Here is a 16,421-nt window from a genome sequence, read left to right on the forward strand (position 1 = left end):
GTAAGGGGATGTCTCCCCCTTCGACAAAGGCCCCGCCAGCCAACAAGAACATCCCAGGGAAGGAAAAAGCCAAGATGCGGAATGGGCGGGCTGTCGTCGCGGTGGCGTTGACCTATATCGTCTTCGCCATTCTTTTGAATTCGGTGGGCACGGTCATCCTGCAATCCATCCAGAGCTTCGGCGTCTCCAAGCTGGAGGCCGGGCGGCTGGAGGCATACAAGGACCTGCCCATTGCCATCACCAGCTTCCTGATCGCGTCTTTCCTGCCGCGGCTGGGCTATCGCCGGGCCATGATCATCGCCCTGGCGCTGGAAGGGCTGGCGGCGGCTGCCATGCCGTTCCTTTCCGCCTTCTGGGCCATGAAGCTGATGTTCTTTTGCATCGGTGTCGGGTTTGCCGGGGTGAAGGTGGCCGCCTATTCCTGCATCGGCCTGCTGACCCGCGACCGGCAGGGCCATGCCAGCCTGACGAACCTGATCGAAGGGCTGTTCATGGTGGGGGTTCTGGGTGGCTACTGGCTGTTCAGCCTGTTCGTCAACCATGAGAATCCGGCCGATCCGGGCTGGCTGGATGTCTATTGGGTCCTGTCGGCCCTGGCGCTGGGCACCGCGGCGCTGTGGGCGACGACCCCGCTGGATGAAAGCGGGGCGCAGGCGCCGGAGGGCAGGGCCGGCATCGGCCAGATGCTGCGGCTGGCCGCCACACCCATCGCTGTCGTGTTCCTGGCGTCCGCCTTCCTCTATGTGCTGATCGAACAGGCCATCGGCACCTGGCTGCCCACCTTCAATGCGGAAGTGCTGCACCTGCCGGCCGCCATGTCGATCCAGGCCACCAGCATCTTCGCCGCGGCCATCGCGCTGGGACGGCTGTCGGCCGGGGTGGCGCTGCGCCGGGTGGCCTGGTTCCCGTTTCTGGCCGTCTGCCTGGCCTGCATGGCGGGGCTGGTGCTGCTGACCCTGCCGCTGGCGTCGGGGGTGACGCCGATGGCGGAGGCGGACTGGTTCGCGGCCCCCGTCGCGGCCTTCATGCTGCCGCTGATCGGGCTGTTCATGGCCCCGATCTACCCCGTGATCAACTCGGTCATCCTGTCAGCCCTGCCCCGCCACGACCACGCGGCCATGACGGGCCTGATCGTGGTGTTCTCCGCGCTGGGCGGCACCTTCGGCTCCTTCGTCACGGGCTTCCTGTTCGACCGGCTGGGCGGGCAGACGGCGTTCTACATGGCGCTGGTGCCGATGGCGGTCATCGCCGTGACGCTGTTCCTGCTGGACCGGCGGACCCGGGCGGGATGATCAGACCCCGCCGGCACCGGAGAACCGTGCCACCAGGTCGAAACGGTCGCCGGGGAAGATCTGGCGTACCTGGGTGATGGGCTGGTCCGTGCGCCAGGTGCGGCGGTCCAGCACGAGGCAGGCCGTCCCCTCGTCCAGCCCCAGTGCGGTGGCCAGCCGGCCGGCGGGCGCTGCCATGATGCGGTGTTCGGCCTCTGTCCACGGGACATGGGCGAGAAGCCAGGAACCCGGTGCGATGGACGTGAAATCGGCCGTGGCCGCCTCGGGCACGGATTTCAGGCTGATCAGCCGTTCCTCCACCGCGAACGGCACATTGTCGGCCAGATGCCGGCAGGTCAGGGCCAGCACCCGGGCGCCGCGCGGCGCCTTCATCCGTATCGGGTCCACGGCGGTGGCGGGCAGCACGTCGCGCGACAGCAGTTCCAGCCCGTAGCGCTGGCCCCGCCTCTCGATCTCCGCCTGGATGTCGGGGATGGCCAGGGCCGCCATGTGGATATGCGGCCGGGCCACGAAGGTGCCCGCCCGCCGGCGCCGTTCCAGCAGCCCCGCTTCCACCAGCCCGGACAATGCCTTGTTCACCGTCATCCGCGCGCAGCCATAGCGGGCCGTCAACTCGTGCTCGAAGGGGATGCGGTCGCCGGGGCGCAGGGTGCCGGACAGGATCTGGCCTTCGATATCGGCGCGGATGCGGGCATGAAGCGGGGCGGTGTTCGCGGCCATACTCATGACAGGATGGTTCCCAGGGCCAGGCGGTAACGGGCGGCGACGGCGTCGCGCACGACGTGGCGGCCCCCGCTTACCACGCGCCGGCCCCGCCGCCAAACGCCGTCCACCATGCGCTGTCCCGCGAAGATGAAGCCGTCGAGCAGCGCGTCGCCGCGCCGCGCCGCCAGACTGGGTTGCGCGGCGTCCAGCGTCACGAAATCGGCCGGCGCGCCGCTCACCAGTCCTGTTGCGGTCAGTCCCAGCGCGCGGCCCCCACCGGCCAGCGCGCCATCGAACAGCACCCGGCCCGTGGAGGGCACGTCCCGGCGGCCCAGCACGTTGCGGGCCCGGTGCGCCAGCCGCTGGGCATATTCCATGCTGCGCAGTTCTTCCGCAGCATCGATCAGGACGTTGCTGTCCGATCCGATGCCAAAGGCACCACCGGCCGCCAGATAGTCGCGGCCATTGAAGATGCCGTCGCCCAGGTTCGCCTCTGTGATCGGGCACAGGCCTGCCACGGCGCCGCTGGCGGCCAGCCGTGCGGTTTCGGCCGCATCCATGTGCGTCGCATGCACCAGGCACCAGCGGCCATCCACGGGCGCATGATCGAACAGCCAGGCCACCGGCCGCTGTCCCGACCAGGCATGACAGTCGGCGACCTCGCGGACCTGTTCGGCAACATGGATGTGGATGGGCCCGCCCGCTGCCAGCTCAGGCACGCCTGCCAGACTGTCCGGTGTCACGGCGCGCAGGGAATGGGGGGCAATGCCCAGCACCCCGTCGGGCAGGCCCGACAGCGCCTTGCGGCTGGCCTGCACCAGGGTGGCGAACCGGTCCACATCGTTGATGAAGCGTTTCTGCCCGTCGCCCGGTGCCTGCCCGCCGAAACCGCCACACTGGTAAAGGACCGGCAGCAGGGTCAGCGCGATACCCGTCTCCGCCGCCGCCGCCGCCAGCCGGGCACCCATCTCGGCGGGGTCGGCATAGGGGTGGCCGTCGATATCGTGATGGACATAATGGAATTCGCCCACGCGGGTGAATCCACCCTCCAGCATCTCCACGAAAGCCATGGCGGCGATGGCCTGCATCTCATCCGGACCGATCCGATGGGCGAAACGGTACATCACCTCCCGCCAGGTCCAGAAACTGTCGGGACCCGGTCCCCGCACCTCCGCCAGCCCCGCCATGCCGCGTTGGAAGGCGTGGCTGTGCAGGTTGGGCAGGCCGGGCAGGGCGATGGCGTGGCGTTCATCCGGGGGTGTCGGCTGCGTATCCGTCGTGACGGTGGAGATCAGCCCGTCCCCCACTTCCACCCGCACCCCATCAGCCCATCCGCCCGGCAGCAGCGCCTGCTGAAACCAGAACCCGGCCATGCCCATCCCCCCCAATTCAATCCGCGGATTCAGAATAATGTATAGACATGAATTATGTATAGACATAAAAAGGACGAAGGGGGGCGCGGGGGCAGGGACCTTGCGTGAAGACGCCCCCATGAACAGATCATGGCCAGGAGTAAGGTGCGGACATGCGGCACGGGTTTTCAGGACATCCGGTGATGACCGTCTCCCCCTGTCAGGCTGCCGAGGGCGCGGAAGCGGGGACGGCCGGTGCCGCGCCCGTCATCCAGCCCTTTTATGGCGCCGTCCGGTCGGGCATCTGGCCCCTGGGGCCGGGATTTCGCCGGGAAGACGGGGTGAAGGGGGCGGCCGATGCGCGCTGACCATCTGTGGACCGGCGCCCGCCTTGCAACCATGCGCCCCGACCTTCCCGGGCTGGGCATCATCGAGGATGGGGTGATTGCTGCGCAGCATGGGCGCATCCTCCATGCCGGGCCGGCGGCCGACGCGCCGGCCTTCGATGCCGCCCGGACCACCGACCTGGAAGGCCGCTGGGTCACGCCGGGCCTGATCGATTGCCACACGCACCTGATCCATGCCGGCGACCGCGCGCATGAGTTCGAATTGCGCCTGAAGGGTGCGAGTTATGAGGAGATCGCGCGGGCCGGCGGCGGCATCGTCTCCACCATGCGGGCCACCCGTGCGGCCGACGAGGCGGAATTGCTGCGCCAGGCCCTGCCCCGGCTGGATGCGCTGCTGGCCGAGGGGGTGACGACGGTGGAGGTCAAGTCCGGCTATGGCCTGACGCTGCAGGACGAGGTGAAGATGCTGCGCGCGGCCCGGGCGCTGGCCGGCCTGCGCCCCGTCGATATCGCCACCACCTTCCTCGGCGCCCATGCCGTTCCGCCGGAATTTGCCGAGAATCACGACGCCTATATCGATCTGGTGTGCCGCAGCATGATCCCCCATGTTGCGCAGCATGGGCTTGCCGATGCCGTGGACGGGTTCTGCGAAGGGATCGGCTTTTCCCTGGCGCAGGTGCGCCGCGTGTTCCATGCGGCCAAGGCGCATGGACTGGCCATCAAGCTGCACGCCGAACAGCTTTCCAACCTGCAGGGCGCCGCCCTGGCTGCCCAATGCGGCGCGCTGTCGGCCGACCATCTGGAGCATGTGGACGAGCCGGCGGTGCGTGCCATGGCCCAGGCCGGGACCGTGGCCGTCATGCTGCCCGGTGCCTATTACTTCACCCGCGACACGCATCTGCCGCCCATCGACCTGTTCCGCATCCATGGCGTGCCGATGGCGGTGGCCACCGACTGCAACCCTGGCACGGCGCCCCTGACCTCGCTGCTTCTGTCCATGAACATGGCGGCCACCCTGTTCCGGATGAGCGTGGAGGAATGCCTCACCGGCGTCACGCGCCACGCCGCCCGCGCGCTTGGCCGCCAGGCCGATATCGGCACGCTGGAGGCGGGCAAGGCCTGCGACCTTGCCATCTGGGATATCGAACGGCCGGCCGAACTTGTCTATCGCATGGGGTTCAACCCCCTGCATGCCCGTATCCACAGGGGGATTTCATGACCGTCACGCTGCATCCCGGTGCGGTCGGCCTGGCCGATTGGCGTGCCATCTATCGCGGGGCGGGGGTCCGGCTGGACCCGGCCTGCCGCCCCGCCGTGGAACGCAGCGCGGCCACCATCGCCCGCATCATCGCCAAGGGGGATCCCGTCTATGGTGTGAATACCGGCTTCGGCAAGCTGGCATCGGTGCGCATCGCCGACGACGATCTGGAAATGCTGCAACGCAACATCGTGCTGAGCCATGCGGCCGGCGTGGGTGAGCCCATGCCGCGAAACGTGCTGCGCCTGATGATGGCGCTGAAGCTGTCCAGTCTGGGGGTTGGCGCATCGGGCGTGCGGCCCGCCACCCTGGACCTGCTGGAAGCGTTGCTGGCGCATGACATCCTGCCGCTGGTGCCGGCGCAGGGGTCGGTGGGGGCATCGGGCGATCTGGCACCCCTGTCGCACATGGCGGCCGCCATGATCGGCCATGGCGAGGTGTTTGCCAAAGGGGGGCGCATGCCGGCGGCCGAGGCCCTGGCCCTGGCCGGGCTGTCGCCGCTGGCGCTGGGTCCCAAGGAGGGGCTGGCGCTGCTGAACGGCACGCAGTTTTCCACCGCCTATGCCCTGGCCGGCCTGTTCGAGGCGGAACGGCTGCACGGATCGGCCCTGGCCACCGGCGCGCTGTCCACGGAGGCGGCCAAGGGTTCCGACACGCCTTTCGATCCGCGCATCCACGCCCTGCGTGGCCACAAGGGGCAGATCGACGTGGCGGAGACGCTGCGCCGCCTGATGGAAGGTTCCGCCATCCGCGCCTCGCATCGGGAAGATGATGTGCGCGTCCAGGACCCCTATTGCCTGCGCTGCCAGCCGCAGGTGATGGGTGCCGCCCTGGATCTGCTGCGCCAGGCCGCCCAGACGCTGTTGACGGAGGCCAACGCCGTTTCCGACAATCCGCTGGTCTTCGCGGAGGATGACAGCGTGCTGTCAGGTGGCAATTTCCACGCCGAGCCGGTGGCCTTCGCCGCCGACATGATCGCGCTGGCCGTTTGCGAGATCGGGTCCCTGGCCGAACGCCGCCTGGCCATGCTGGTGGACCCGGCTCTGTCGGGCCTGCCGGCCTTCCTGACCCCCAGGCCGGGCCTGAACTCGGGCTTCATGATCCCGCAGGTGACGGCCGCCGCCCTGGTGTCGGAGAACAAGCAGCGGGCCTATCCCGCCAGCGTGGACAGCATCCCGACATCCGCCAACCAGGAGGATCACGTCTCCATGGCCGCACATGGCGCCCGCCGGCTGATGGCCATGGTGGAGAATGCCGACAGCGTGGTGGCCATCGAATATCTGGCCGCCGCGCAGGGCTGCGACTTCCACAGCCCCCTGGCCAGTTCCGCCGTGCTGGAGGCGTTGCGCGGCAGGCTGCGCGCGCATGTCCCGTCCCTGACCGACGACCGTTACTTCCATGCCGACATCCAGGCGGCCTTGACGCTGGTGCGTAGCGGTGCCCTGCTGTCTGCCGTGGCGGATGGCGGGGTCGGCCTGCCGGCCCTGGACGGGAGGTGAGGGGATGGATGATGCGGACTGGTTGATCATCCACCGGGGGACGGCCCCCCTGATCCTGTCGATCCCGCATGCGGGGACGGAGATCGAGGAAGCGGTGGAGGACACCCTGGTCAGTCCCTGGCTGGGGCGCAAGGATGCCGACTGGTGGGTGGACCAGCTTTATTTCTTCGCCCGCGACCTGGATGCCACCATCGTGCAGACGACCATCTCGCGCACGATGATCGACGTGAACCGGCCGCCCGACGGCGCCTCCCTCTATCCCGGGCAGGCGACGACGGACCTCTGCCCGTCGACCAGTTTCGACGGGGAGCCGCTTTACCAGCCGGGGCAGGAACCCGATGCCATGGAGGTGCTGCGCCGCCGGGAACTGTACCACGCGCCCTATCATGCGGCGCTGCTGGCGCAGGTGCAGCGGTTGCGTGCCGACCATCCACGGGTCGTGCTCTATGATTGCCATTCGATCCGTTCACTGGTGCCGCGCCTGTTTGACGGGGTTCTGCCGCATTTCAACATCGGGACCTTCGGCGGCAGAAGCTGCCATCCCGGCCTGACGCGGGTGGTCGAGGCGGCGTGTGACGTCACACAATTCACGCGCGTCACCAATGGCCGTTTCAAGGGCGGCCATATCACCCGCCATTATGGCAGGCCCACCCATGGCGTGCATGCCGTGCAGATGGAACTGGCCTGCCGCGGCTATGTCATGGAGCCGGAAGGCGACCTGACGCCGGACAACTGGCCTCCTGCCTTCGACGCCGCCTATGCGGCACCGATGACCCGGGCCCTCCACAGCATCCTGAACGCCTGCATCGGCTGGGCGGTCAAGGGGGAAACATCATGATGAACCGCACCGACAATTCCCGCCGCATCACCGCCCCCCGCGGGACGGAACGCACGGCCAGAAGCTGGCAGACCGAGGCGGCGCTGCGCATGCTGATGAACAATCTGGACGCGGAAGTGGCGGAACGGCCGGAGGAACTGGTCGTCTATGGCGGCATCGGCCGCGCGGCGCGCGACTGGACAAGCTTCGACCGTATCGTGGAGACGCTGCGCCGCCTGGAGGATGACCAGACGCTGCTGGTGCAATCGGGCAAGCCCGTGGGCGTGTTCCGCACCCATGCCGACGCGCCGCGCGTGCTGATCGCCAATTCCAATCTGGTGCCGCACTGGGCCCATTGGGACAAGTTCCACGAACTGGATGCCAAAGGCCTGATGATGTACGGCCAGATGACGGCCGGAAGCTGGATCTATATCGGCACCCAGGGCATCGTCCAGGGCACCTACGAGACCTTTGTCGAGGTGGGACGCCGGCATTATGGCGGGGACCTGTCGGGCCGCTGGTTCCTGACCGGCGGGCTGGGCGGCATGGGTGGTGCGCAGCCGCTGGCCGCCGTGATGGCCGGTGCCTCCTGCCTGGCCGTGGAATGCCAGCCATCGCGCATCGACATGCGCCTGCGCACCGGCTATCTGGACCGGGCGACGGAAAGCCTGGATGAGGCGCTTGCCATCATCGGCGACCATGGCAGGGCCGGCAAGCCCGGGTCGGTCGGCCTGCTGGGCAATGCGGCGGAGGTTTTCCCCGAACTGGTCCGCCGGGGCGTGCGCCCCGACGCCGTGACCGACCAGACCAGCGCCCACGACCCCGTCAACGGCTACCTGCCGGCCGGCTGGACGCTGGACCGCTGGTTCAGGTCGCGGGAGGAAGACCCCAAGGGGGTGGAGAAGGCCGCCCGCGCCTCCATGGCGATACAGGTCCGGGCCATGCTGGATTTCCATGCGGCTGGCGTGCCCACGCTGGATTACGGCAACAATATCCGGCAGATGGCGCTGGAAGAGGGGGTGGCTGACGCCTTCGCCTTCCCCGGCTTCGTTCCGGCCTATATCCGTCCGCTGTTCTGCCGTGGCATCGGTCCCTTCCGCTGGGCGGCCCTGTCGGGCGATCCGGAGGATATCTGGAAGACCGACGCCAAGGTGAAGGAACTGCTGCCCGACAATGCCCACCTGCATAACTGGCTGGACATGGCGCGGGAGAAGATCCGGTTCCAGGGACTGCCCGCCCGCATCTGCTGGGTCGGCCTGGGCGATCGTCACCGGCTGGCGCTGGCTTTCAACGAGATGGTTGCCAACGGCGAATTGAAGGCCCCCGTGGTCATCGGCCGCGACCATCTGGACAGCGGCTCCGTCGCCTCCCCCAACCGCGAGACGGAAGCCATGATGGACGGGTCCGATGCCGTTTCCGATTGGCCGTTGCTGAACGCGCTGCTGAACACGGCGTCGGGCGCCACCTGGGTTTCGCTGCATCATGGCGGCGGGGTGGGCATGGGCTTTTCCCAGCATAGCGGCGTGGTCATCGTGGCCGACGGCACGCAGGCGGCGGCGCGACGGCTGGAACGGGTGCTGTGGAACGACCCGGCCACGGGCGTCATGCGCCATGCCGACGCGGGATATGAGATCGCACGCGACTGCGCCCGGCAGAAGGGGTTGGACCTGCCCGGCATCCTGGGATGAGGCGCAGGCGGAACGGTCCGGCGCCAATGACGACGTATTCATGGCCCGGACCGCCGCCCGCCGCTTGACCCTGTTTTGCGGCCCGACCCATGCTTCGCGCCCGACAAAGCGCGTGAAGCCGGGGAGGAAACGGATGATCCGCCGCAGCCTGCTGATTTGCATCGCCGTCCTGGGGCTGGGCCTGCCCGCCGCCCTGGCCCAGACGCCACCGGAGCCGGTCTGGCAGCCGCCCGTGACCTCGCCCGATGGTGATATCGTCGTTGAGGTGGGGCTGCGGGGCGGCGAGCCCGTCTATCGTGTGGCCTACAGGGGGCAGCCCGTGCTGCTGCCATCCCGTCTTGGCTTCAGGCTGGATGGCGGTCCGTCGCTGCATGACGGGCTGGCCATAACGGGCAGCGACCGCCGCAGCCATGACGCGACCTGGACCCAGGTCTGGGGTGAGGAAAAGGACATCCGCGAGCATTACAACGAACTGTCCCTGCGCCTGGAAGCCGCGGACGGCCCGGCCCGCACCCTGCTGGTCACCTTCCGCGTCTTCGATGACGGGTTGGGTTTCCGGTACGAAATCCCCGTCCAGGCCAATATCGCCGAAATCCGCATCCGGGACGAGGTGACGGAGTTCGCCTTCGCCAAGCAGATGAAGGCCTGGTGGATCCGCGCCTACCAGAACAACCGGTATGAATATCAATATGCCCAATCGGCGCTGGATGCGGTCGATGTCGTCCACACGCCCTTCACCCTGGATGGCGGCGATATCGCCGTCACCGTGCATGAGGCGGCCCTGGTCGATTTTGCCTCCATGGCGCTGAAGCGTCCGGGTATCCACGGCTATACCTTGAAATCCGACCTGGTTCCCTGGGCCGACAGCATGAAGGTCTATGGCACGGCACCGATGAAATCGCCCTGGCGGACGGTGCAGATCACTGACAGGCCGCACCAGTTGCTGAATTCCCGCCTGATCTTGAACCTGAACGAGCCCAACAAGCTGGCGGATACGAGCTGGATCAAGCCGATGAAGTTCGTCGGCATCTGGTGGTGCATGCATATCCGCACCTGCACCTGGGAGCCGGGACCCCGCCAGGGGGCCACGACGGCGGAGGCCAGGCGCCAGATCGACTTTGCGGCCCGCAACGGGTTCGGCGGCGTGCTGGTGGAGGGCTGGAACTATGGCTGGCACACGGACTGGTACAATGATGGCAGCAATTTCCGTTTCACCGAGCCGGTAAAGGGCTTCGATATCGCCGCCGTGGCCGCCTATGGCCGGCGCAAGGGTGTGACCCTGATCGGCCATCATGAGACGGCCGCGGATATCGTGAATTACGAAAGGCAGTTGGACGATGCCTTCCGCTATTATAACCGCCTGGGCGTCGGGTCGGTGAAGACGGGCTATGTCGGGGAATTGCTGGACAAGAAGGAATGGCACCATGGTCAGTACATGGTGCGGCATTTCGAGAAGGTGACGGCCGTGGCGGCGGCCAACAAGGTGACCGTCAACGCGCATGAGCCCATCAAGGATACCGGCCTGCGCCGCACCTGGCCGCACATGATGACGCGCGAGGGCGCGCGCGGTCAGGAATATGACGCCTGGGGCCCGGTGGAGGGCGGGAACCAGCCCGACCATCCCACCATCCTGCCCTTCACACGCATGATGTCGGGCCCCATGGATTACACGCCGGGCATCATGAAGACCCGCTTTGCCGGTGACCGGCCGGGCGTGGAACATGGCATCTCCACCACCGTGGCCAAGCAACTGGCGCTGTTCGTCGTGCTGTACAGCCCGCTGCAGATGGTGGCCGACCTGCCGGAGAATTACGAGGACCATCCGGCCCTACCCTTCCTGCGGCAGGTGCCCGTGGATTGGGACCGGTCCATCGCCCTGAACGGCGTCATCGGCGATTATGTCACCCAGGTGCGCAAGGACCGCAACAGCGAGGATTGGTATCTGGGCGCCATCACGGATGAACAGGCCCGTACCCTGACCGTGCCGCTGGATTTCCTGGAGAAGGGCCGGACCTGGCGGGCAGAGATTTATGCCGACGGGCCGGGCGCCGACTGGAAGCACAATGCCGAGCCGCTGACGGTGACCATGCGCGAGGTCACCGCCGCCGACAGCCTGACCATCATCATGGCACCCGGTGGCGGCCAGGCCGTGCGCTTCACGCCGCTGCCCTGACCGGTTTCCGTAGGGCTTCAGCTCCCGCGGTAGGTGGAATAGCTCCACGGGCCCAGCAGCAGCGGCACATGGTAATGCCCGTCCGTGTCGGCGATGGCGAAGCGGATGGGGATCAGGTCCAGGAAGGGCGGGTCGGCCAGCAGGGTCCCGCGCGACCGGAAATAGGTCCCGGCATGGAACAGCAGCTCGTAAGGACCCGTGGGGATCGTCGTGCCCGACAGAAGCGGTGCGCCGGTGCGCCCGTCCGGGTTGGTGACGGTATCCCCGACCAGCACCGGCGTGCCGTCGGCCAGGCTGAAAAGCTGGACCCGCAGGCCGGCCGCCGGCCTGCCTGCCATGGTATCCAGCACATGGGTGCTCAGGCGGGCCATGTCGTGCTCACCAGTTCGGGTTGGTCATAGGCTTTCAGATCGGCCAGGAAATGGTCCTTGTCGGCCAGCCACAGATCGCGGATCAGCCCCTGCACCAGCCGCTGTACCCCGTATTTCATGCCACTGATCGATGCGCCCGACAGCCCCATGGACAGGGTCGCGCCGAAGGTGAAATTGTGGATATGGGCCAGGTGCGGGGCACAGCCGGGCACCCGCTCGGTGAACTGGAAGGCGTCGCCCAGATAGGGATAGCGGATCAGCAGCGGATTGCCCTCCCCCCTGGGTGGGGTGAACCGGTCGGCCCAGGTGGCGATGTCCCTGGCGAAGGCTGCCAGTTCGGGCCGGAATGCCGCCTCCACGATGAAGCCCGTGCCCACGACCAGGAAGTCGAAGATCATCACGCCCTTGGGCGTGCCGACATGGATATCCTCGCCTTCCATCCGCACCCATTCCCAGGGGCAGGCGGTATGGAAGGTGAAGGTGGGATGCATGGCGCAGCGGTGGAACGTGTCCTGCGGCGGCGGCTGGTTCAGATCGAAGATGTGGCGCATGTAGCGCCAGCGGTCCAGGTCGCCCATCGCCGCGAAATGCCCCAGGAAGCCGGAAAACTCCATCCAGCGATAGGGGTTGACGCGCGGGATGTCTGCCCGGCGCAGGCAGAGATCGACCGAGGCCACCCCCGCCTCCAGCGCCGTGCCGGCATTGTCGAAGGCCGACGCGCCAGCCCCCAGCACCCCGATGCGCCGGCCCCTCAGCCGGTCGAAATCGATATATTCGGACGTGTGGGCGAAGCGGTCCTCCGGCACCACGCCGCGGATGAAATCGGGCACGTGCCAGCGCCCGGCCCCGTCGATGCCCGTGGCCAGCACCAGCTTGCGCGTCAGGATCAGGTCCTCTCCGTCGGGCGTATCGACGGTCAGGCGCAGGATCCCCGTTTCCTCTTCCGGGTCGATGCGCAGCAATTCATGGTCGTTGCGCACGGGAATGGAAAGGATGCGGCGATACCAGCAGAGATAGTCCTGCCACACCTCCTTGGGCAGCTTGCCGAGCGATGCCCAGGCGTCCGCGCCGTATTTCGCCTCGTACCAGGCGCGGGGCGTCAGGCTGGGAATACCCAGATCGGGGCCGGCCAGATGCTTGGGCGTGCGCAGCGTGACCATGCGGGCGAAATTGATCCACGGCCCCTCCCGGCCCGCCGGATTGCGGTCGATGACCAGGATGTTTCCCACCTTCTCCCGCATCAGGCCGAAGGCGGTGGCAAGACCCGCCTGCCCGCCGCCGACGATCACCACATCGAACACAGGCCCGTCGGCATGGGTGCGCGGCGGCACCCAGGGCCGGGCCGGATAGTCCAGCAGGGCCAGATCACGGGCGACCTGGGCCTCCAGGGCCGTCAAACCATCGTCACTCATGTCCCAAAAAGCCCCTCCAGGCGGAATTTGGCTATTTTGGCGACCTCTCCCAATGCTGTTTTCATTTCCACGGCGGGATCATTGTCCAGCCGGGTTGCCAGGGCGTGGCGGATGCCGTCCCTGGTGTTCTCCTTCACCGCGATGATGAAGGGGAAGCCGAAGCGGGCGCGATAGGCGGCGTTGTGCCGGTCAAACCAGGCGAACTCCGTCTCCTCCAGCCGGTCTAGGCCCAGGCCGGCCTGTTCTTCCGTGCTGTGTGCCGTCAGCCCGCCGCCCCGGGTCAGCTTGCCGGCCAGATCGGGATGGGCGCGCAGCAGCGCCAGTTGTGCCGTCTTGCCCGCGACCTGCACGGTATCGGTCATGCATTTGTGCAGTGCGGCAAGATTGTCGAAGGGACGGTGATCCCAGGTCCGGTCGGCCACCCAGGCGCTGTCCTCCCATATCGTGGCCAGATATTGCACGAAAGCGGCACGCGGAAAGGCATTCAGCGCGTGCAGGTCAGGGCGGGAGCGGGGCGCGGTCTTATCTTCGGCCATAATCCATCGTGCCACGGATTTTTTTGTGCGCAAGCGAAACGATGCGTATCATCATGGGCAGCCCCGCATTGACCGCATGACAGGGAGATCCCGCCATGGCCGACGCCTATCCCCGCGACCTGATCGGTTACGGCGCGCATCCGCCCCATCCGCGATGGCCCGGCGATGCGCGCATCGCCGTGCAGTTCGTCATGAATTACGAGGAGGGGGGCGAGAGCTGCCTGCTGCACGGCGACGACCGGTCGGAAGCCTACCTGCAGGAGGTGGTGGGTACGCCGCCGCTGGCGGGCCGGCGCAACCTGTCGGTGGAATCCGTCTATGAATATGGCAGCCGTGCCGGCTTCTGGCGGCTGATGCGCCTGTTCGACCGGTATGGCATCCAGGTTACCTGCTATGCCGTGGCCATGGCGCTGGCCCGCCATCCGGACGCCGCCCGCGCCATGGTGGCGGCGGGACACGAGATCGCATCCCATGGCTGGCGCTGGATCGACTATCAGGATGTGCCCGAGGCGGTGGAGCGCGCCGACCTGACACGGGCCATCGAGACGATCCGCGACCTGACGGGCGAGCGCCCGCTCGGCTGGTACACGGGACGGCTGGGGCCGAACACGCGGCGGCTGGTCGTTGAGGAGGGGGGATTCCTCTATGATGCCGACGCCTATAATGACGATCTGCCCTATTGGCTGCCGCCCGGCACCTATGATGGCCAGACGCGACCGCATCTGGTCATCCCCTACACGCTGGATGTCAACGACATGAAGTTCGGCACGGCGCAGGGCTTCGGTCAGGGTGACGATTTCTTCACCTATGCCCGCGATGCGTTCGATACGCTCTATGCCGAGGGGGAGACGGCGCCCCGGATGATGTCCGTGGGCCTGCATACCCGCCTGATCGGCCGGCCCGGCCGTGTGCGCGGCCTGCAACGGTTCCTGGACCATATCCGCGCGCATGACCGGGTATGGGTGTGCCGGCGGGTCGATATCGCCCGACACTGGCATCGTGTCCATCCCTGGGCCGGTTGAGCCGGTGCGGCCGCCCGGTGCCCCCCTGTCCCTCCCGCGTCAGGACCCTTTTTCGATCCGGGTCACATAGGACTGGACGAGTTGGCGGATCAGGGTGGGTGCCGTGCGCAGCAGTTCATCGAAGCGCTGGCGGTGGATCACCTCGCAGACCGTCAGTTCCACGGCGGTGACGTTGGCGGCGCGGTTGGCATCGCGCAGCAGGGCCATCTCGCCGAATACGCTGCCGGCCCCGACCCGGGCCAGCACCTGGACCTGATCATCGACCGTCTCCCGCCAGACCTCCACCAGGCCGGACTGGATCAGGTAGGCGCAATGGGCCTCGTCCCCCCGGCGGAAGATGGTGCGGCCGGGCGCGAACGTGTCGCGGCGTAACAGCTTGTGCGTGCGTTCCGAGACGATGGGGTCGGCCGCGAAGATGGTGTCGCCCTGGTCGGCCGGAATGCCGTTGATGGCACGAAGCGTGCGCACCAGCGAATGCAGGACGTACCGGACCAGCGGCGGGCTGTTGCGGACCTGCCGGGCCAGCAGGTCGCGGGAAATCAGGATGCAGCGGGTCTGTTCCATGGTGGCGATGCAGGCGGAACGCGGCGCATTGTCGATCAGCCCCATCTCGCCGGCGATGTCGCCCGGCCCCAGCACGGCCAGCCGGTGCTTCACACCGTTGATGGCGCGGAACACCTCCACCCGGCCGGCCGTAATCAGGAAGGCATCACCGCAACTGTCGCCTTCCTTGATCATCAGTTTGCCGGGCGCAATATTGATCTCGTCCAATTCCGCCAATTCCGCTTCCCCCAGGTCGGGCACGCCCCCGTCCGCGGCTTGAACCCCCCGCGCAGCGGGCCTGAACCCTAGATAAGGTGCTGCCATCGTCGCCTGCAAGGCCGCTGATGCGGGGAGCCCGCCGCTTTTCGGCATGGGTGCCGGTAGCATCCTGTTGCGGTTTTCCAATCATTGACTGAAAGTGCCCGGGTTGGGTCCGCGATCGATCCAGCGGGGCAGGGGCGGATCAACGGCGGAACATGACGGACGATCATCCATTCCATGTGCGTTTCTGGGGCGTGCGGGGAAGCATCGCCACCACGGGCCCCGACACCTTGCGCTATGGCGGCAATACCACCTGCCTGGAGATGCGGTGCGGGCCGCACCTGCTGATCTTCGATGCCGGCACGGGGATCCGCCTGCTGGGGGCGGCGCTGGAGGCGGTGGGCGACCCCACCACGGCCGACCTGTTCTTCACCCATACGCATATCGATCATGTGGTCGGCTTTCCCTTCTTCGCGCCGTTCCATGACAAGCGTAGCCGCATCAGCCTGTGGGAAGGCCATCTGGGGCCTGACCTGACCCTGGGCGGTGTTTTGGGCTGCCTGATGACGGCGCCGCTGTTTCCCGTGCCGCTGCGCGGGCTGGAACGCTGCATGGATTATCGCAAGTTCACGGCCGGGCAGGTGCTGGAGCCCCGGCCCGGCCTGATCGTGCGCACCTGTCCGCTGAACCATCCCAATGGCGGCACGGGATATCGGGTCGATTATGCCGGGCGCAGCATCTGCCTGATCACCGATACCGAACATCCCGCCCTGGGCCGGGACGAGACCATCGCCGACCTTGTGCGCGGCGCCGACGTCATGATCTATGACGCAACCTACAGCGATGCCGATTATGCCGAGCATGTCGGGTGGGGGCATTCCACCTGGGAGGAGGCGCTGCGTCTGGCCGATTACGCCGGGGTCCGCCATCCCGTGATCTTCCATCATGCCCCCGAACGCACCGACGATATGCTGGACGGCATCGCCGCGGCGGCCCGCGCCCGGCATCCCGGCGCCCTTGTCGCGCGCGAGGGGCAGGTCATCACGCCGGATGGCGAGGTGCTGTGACACCCAAGGGCAGGCAATAAAGGTTGTTATTTTTTATTATATTTTAAACTTAATGGTGTGGAAGCGAGATTTGCGATG

The 16,421-nt window shown here is 67.1% G+C and carries 15 protein-coding genes; 9 read left to right on the forward strand and 6 right to left on the reverse strand.

The window, feature by feature from the left end; genetic code table 11:
• Window positions 1-74: 74 nt before the first annotated feature.
• Window positions 75-1,292, forward strand: a complete 1,218-nt coding sequence (locus ABC728_RS01160) for an MFS transporter (protein ID WP_416618717.1) — start codon at window positions 75-77, stop codon at window positions 1,290-1,292.
• On the opposite strand, the gene hutC is transcribed toward ABC728_RS01160, so the two are convergent.
• Window positions 1,293-2,018 (reverse strand): histidine utilization repressor, encoded by a 726-nt coding sequence (gene hutC / locus ABC728_RS01165; protein ID WP_416618716.1) that lies wholly within the window; start codon window positions 2,016-2,018, stop codon window positions 1,293-1,295.
• Window positions 2,015-3,370 carry a formimidoylglutamate deiminase gene (locus tag ABC728_RS01170; RefSeq protein ID WP_416618714.1) on the reverse strand — a complete coding sequence of 452 codons (1,356 nt, stop codon included), beginning with the start codon at window positions 3,368-3,370 and terminating at the stop codon, window positions 2,015-2,017. Before ABC728_RS01170 ends, hutC begins: the two co-directional genes overlap by 4 nt.
• Window positions 3,371-3,552: 182 nt before the next feature.
• Here ABC728_RS01170 and ABC728_RS01175 point away from each other — a divergent pair, with 182 nt between their 5' ends.
• The 6 genes from ABC728_RS01175 (at window position 3,553) to ABC728_RS01200 (ending at window position 11,131) form a co-directional block, all read left to right on the forward strand.
• A complete protein-coding gene (locus ABC728_RS01175; protein ID WP_416618713.1) occupies window positions 3,553-3,717 on the forward strand; it encodes a hypothetical protein in 165 nt (54 codons plus the stop codon).
• Window positions 3,707-4,915 (forward strand): imidazolonepropionase, encoded by a 1,209-nt coding sequence (hutI, locus tag ABC728_RS01180; RefSeq protein WP_416618712.1) that lies wholly within the window; start codon window positions 3,707-3,709, stop codon window positions 4,913-4,915. Before ABC728_RS01175 ends, hutI begins: the two co-directional genes overlap by 11 nt.
• Complete coding sequence (gene hutH / locus ABC728_RS01185) at window positions 4,912-6,453, forward strand: histidine ammonia-lyase (RefSeq protein ID WP_416618711.1); 1,542 nt, start codon at window positions 4,912-4,914, stop codon at window positions 6,451-6,453. The genes hutI and hutH overlap by 4 nt, the downstream gene beginning before the upstream one ends.
• A 4-nt stretch (window positions 6,454-6,457) precedes the next feature.
• On the forward strand, window positions 6,458-7,291 hold the full coding sequence (gene hutG, locus ABC728_RS01190; RefSeq protein ID WP_416618710.1) for an N-formylglutamate deformylase: 834 nt from the start codon (window positions 6,458-6,460) through the stop codon (window positions 7,289-7,291).
• Complete coding sequence (gene hutU / locus ABC728_RS01195; protein ID WP_445376316.1) at window positions 7,291-8,958, forward strand: urocanate hydratase; 1,668 nt, start codon at window positions 7,291-7,293, stop codon at window positions 8,956-8,958. Before hutG ends, hutU begins: the two co-directional genes overlap by 1 nt.
• A 133-nt stretch (window positions 8,959-9,091) precedes the next feature.
• Window positions 9,092-11,131, forward strand: coding sequence for a glycoside hydrolase family 97 protein (locus ABC728_RS01200; protein WP_416618708.1), 2,040 nt, complete (start codon window positions 9,092-9,094; stop codon window positions 11,129-11,131).
• Window positions 11,132-11,148: 17 nt separating this feature from the next.
• Here the strand turns inward: ABC728_RS01200 and uraH are convergent, their stop codons facing one another.
• The 3 genes from uraH to uraD are packed head-to-tail and all read right to left on the reverse strand — an operon-like array spanning window position 11,149 to window position 13,450.
• Window positions 11,149-11,502, reverse strand: a complete 354-nt coding sequence (gene uraH, locus ABC728_RS01205) for a hydroxyisourate hydrolase (RefSeq protein WP_416618707.1) — start codon at window positions 11,500-11,502, stop codon at window positions 11,149-11,151.
• The gene (locus ABC728_RS01210) at window positions 11,490-12,914 is read right to left on the reverse strand and encodes an NAD(P)-binding domain-containing protein (RefSeq protein ID WP_416618706.1); all 1,425 of its coding nucleotides are present in this window, start codon (window positions 12,912-12,914) and stop codon (window positions 11,490-11,492) included. Before ABC728_RS01210 ends, uraH begins: the two co-directional genes overlap by 13 nt.
• The gene (uraD, locus tag ABC728_RS01215) at window positions 12,911-13,450 is read right to left on the reverse strand and encodes a 2-oxo-4-hydroxy-4-carboxy-5-ureidoimidazoline decarboxylase (protein ID WP_416618705.1); all 540 of its coding nucleotides are present in this window, start codon (window positions 13,448-13,450) and stop codon (window positions 12,911-12,913) included. Before uraD ends, ABC728_RS01210 begins: the two co-directional genes overlap by 4 nt.
• 95 nt (window positions 13,451-13,545) lie before the next feature.
• On the opposite strand from uraD, the gene puuE reads away from it, so the two are divergent.
• Window positions 13,546-14,472: an allantoinase PuuE gene (puuE, locus tag ABC728_RS01220; RefSeq protein ID WP_416618704.1), complete on the forward strand. Its 927-nt coding sequence runs from the start codon at window positions 13,546-13,548 to the stop codon at window positions 14,470-14,472.
• 39 nt (window positions 14,473-14,511) lie between these two features.
• On the opposite strand, the gene ABC728_RS01225 is transcribed toward puuE, so the two are convergent.
• A complete protein-coding gene (locus ABC728_RS01225; RefSeq protein ID WP_416618703.1) occupies window positions 14,512-15,276 on the reverse strand; it encodes a cyclic nucleotide-binding domain-containing protein in 765 nt (254 codons plus the stop codon).
• Between the two features lie 215 nt (window positions 15,277-15,491).
• On the opposite strand from ABC728_RS01225, the gene ABC728_RS01230 reads away from it, so the two are divergent.
• Window positions 15,492-16,343: an MBL fold metallo-hydrolase gene (locus tag ABC728_RS01230; RefSeq protein ID WP_416618702.1), complete on the forward strand. Its 852-nt coding sequence runs from the start codon at window positions 15,492-15,494 to the stop codon at window positions 16,341-16,343.
• Window positions 16,344-16,421 lie beyond the last annotated feature (78 nt).

This window comes from Niveispirillum fermenti (assembly GCF_052474395.1).

What these genes read in the sequence shown, in the direction of transcription:
- hutC (WP_416618716.1), bottom strand. Translation starts at nt 2,018, where the DNA reads ATGAGTATGGCCGCGAACACCGCCCCGCTTCATGCCCGCATCCGCGCC.
- hutU (WP_445376316.1), top strand. Translation starts at nt 7,291, where the DNA reads ATGAACCGCACCGACAATTCCCGCCGCATCACCGCCCCCCGCGGGACG.
- hutI (WP_416618712.1), top strand. Translation starts at nt 3,707, where the DNA reads ATGCGCGCTGACCATCTGTGGACCGGCGCCCGCCTTGCAACCATGCGC.
- ABC728_RS01160 (WP_416618717.1), top strand. Translation starts at nt 75, where the DNA reads ATGCGGAATGGGCGGGCTGTCGTCGCGGTGGCGTTGACCTATATCGTC.
- hutG (WP_416618710.1), top strand. Translation starts at nt 6,458, where the DNA reads ATGGATGATGCGGACTGGTTGATCATCCACCGGGGGACGGCCCCCCTG.
- puuE (WP_416618704.1), top strand. Translation starts at nt 13,546, where the DNA reads ATGGCCGACGCCTATCCCCGCGACCTGATCGGTTACGGCGCGCATCCG.
- ABC728_RS01210 (WP_416618706.1), bottom strand. Translation starts at nt 12,914, where the DNA reads ATGAGTGACGATGGTTTGACGGCCCTGGAGGCCCAGGTCGCCCGTGAT.
- ABC728_RS01230 (WP_416618702.1), top strand. Translation starts at nt 15,492, where the DNA reads ATGACGGACGATCATCCATTCCATGTGCGTTTCTGGGGCGTGCGGGGA.
- ABC728_RS01170 (WP_416618714.1), bottom strand. Translation starts at nt 3,370, where the DNA reads ATGGCCGGGTTCTGGTTTCAGCAGGCGCTGCTGCCGGGCGGATGGGCT.
- hutH (WP_416618711.1), top strand. Translation starts at nt 4,912, where the DNA reads ATGACCGTCACGCTGCATCCCGGTGCGGTCGGCCTGGCCGATTGGCGT.
- uraH (WP_416618707.1), bottom strand. Translation starts at nt 11,502, where the DNA reads ATGGCCCGCCTGAGCACCCATGTGCTGGATACCATGGCAGGCAGGCCG.
- ABC728_RS01200 (WP_416618708.1), top strand. Translation starts at nt 9,092, where the DNA reads ATGATCCGCCGCAGCCTGCTGATTTGCATCGCCGTCCTGGGGCTGGGC.
- uraD (WP_416618705.1), bottom strand. Translation starts at nt 13,450, where the DNA reads ATGGCCGAAGATAAGACCGCGCCCCGCTCCCGCCCTGACCTGCACGCG.
- ABC728_RS01175 (WP_416618713.1), top strand. Translation starts at nt 3,553, where the DNA reads ATGACCGTCTCCCCCTGTCAGGCTGCCGAGGGCGCGGAAGCGGGGACG.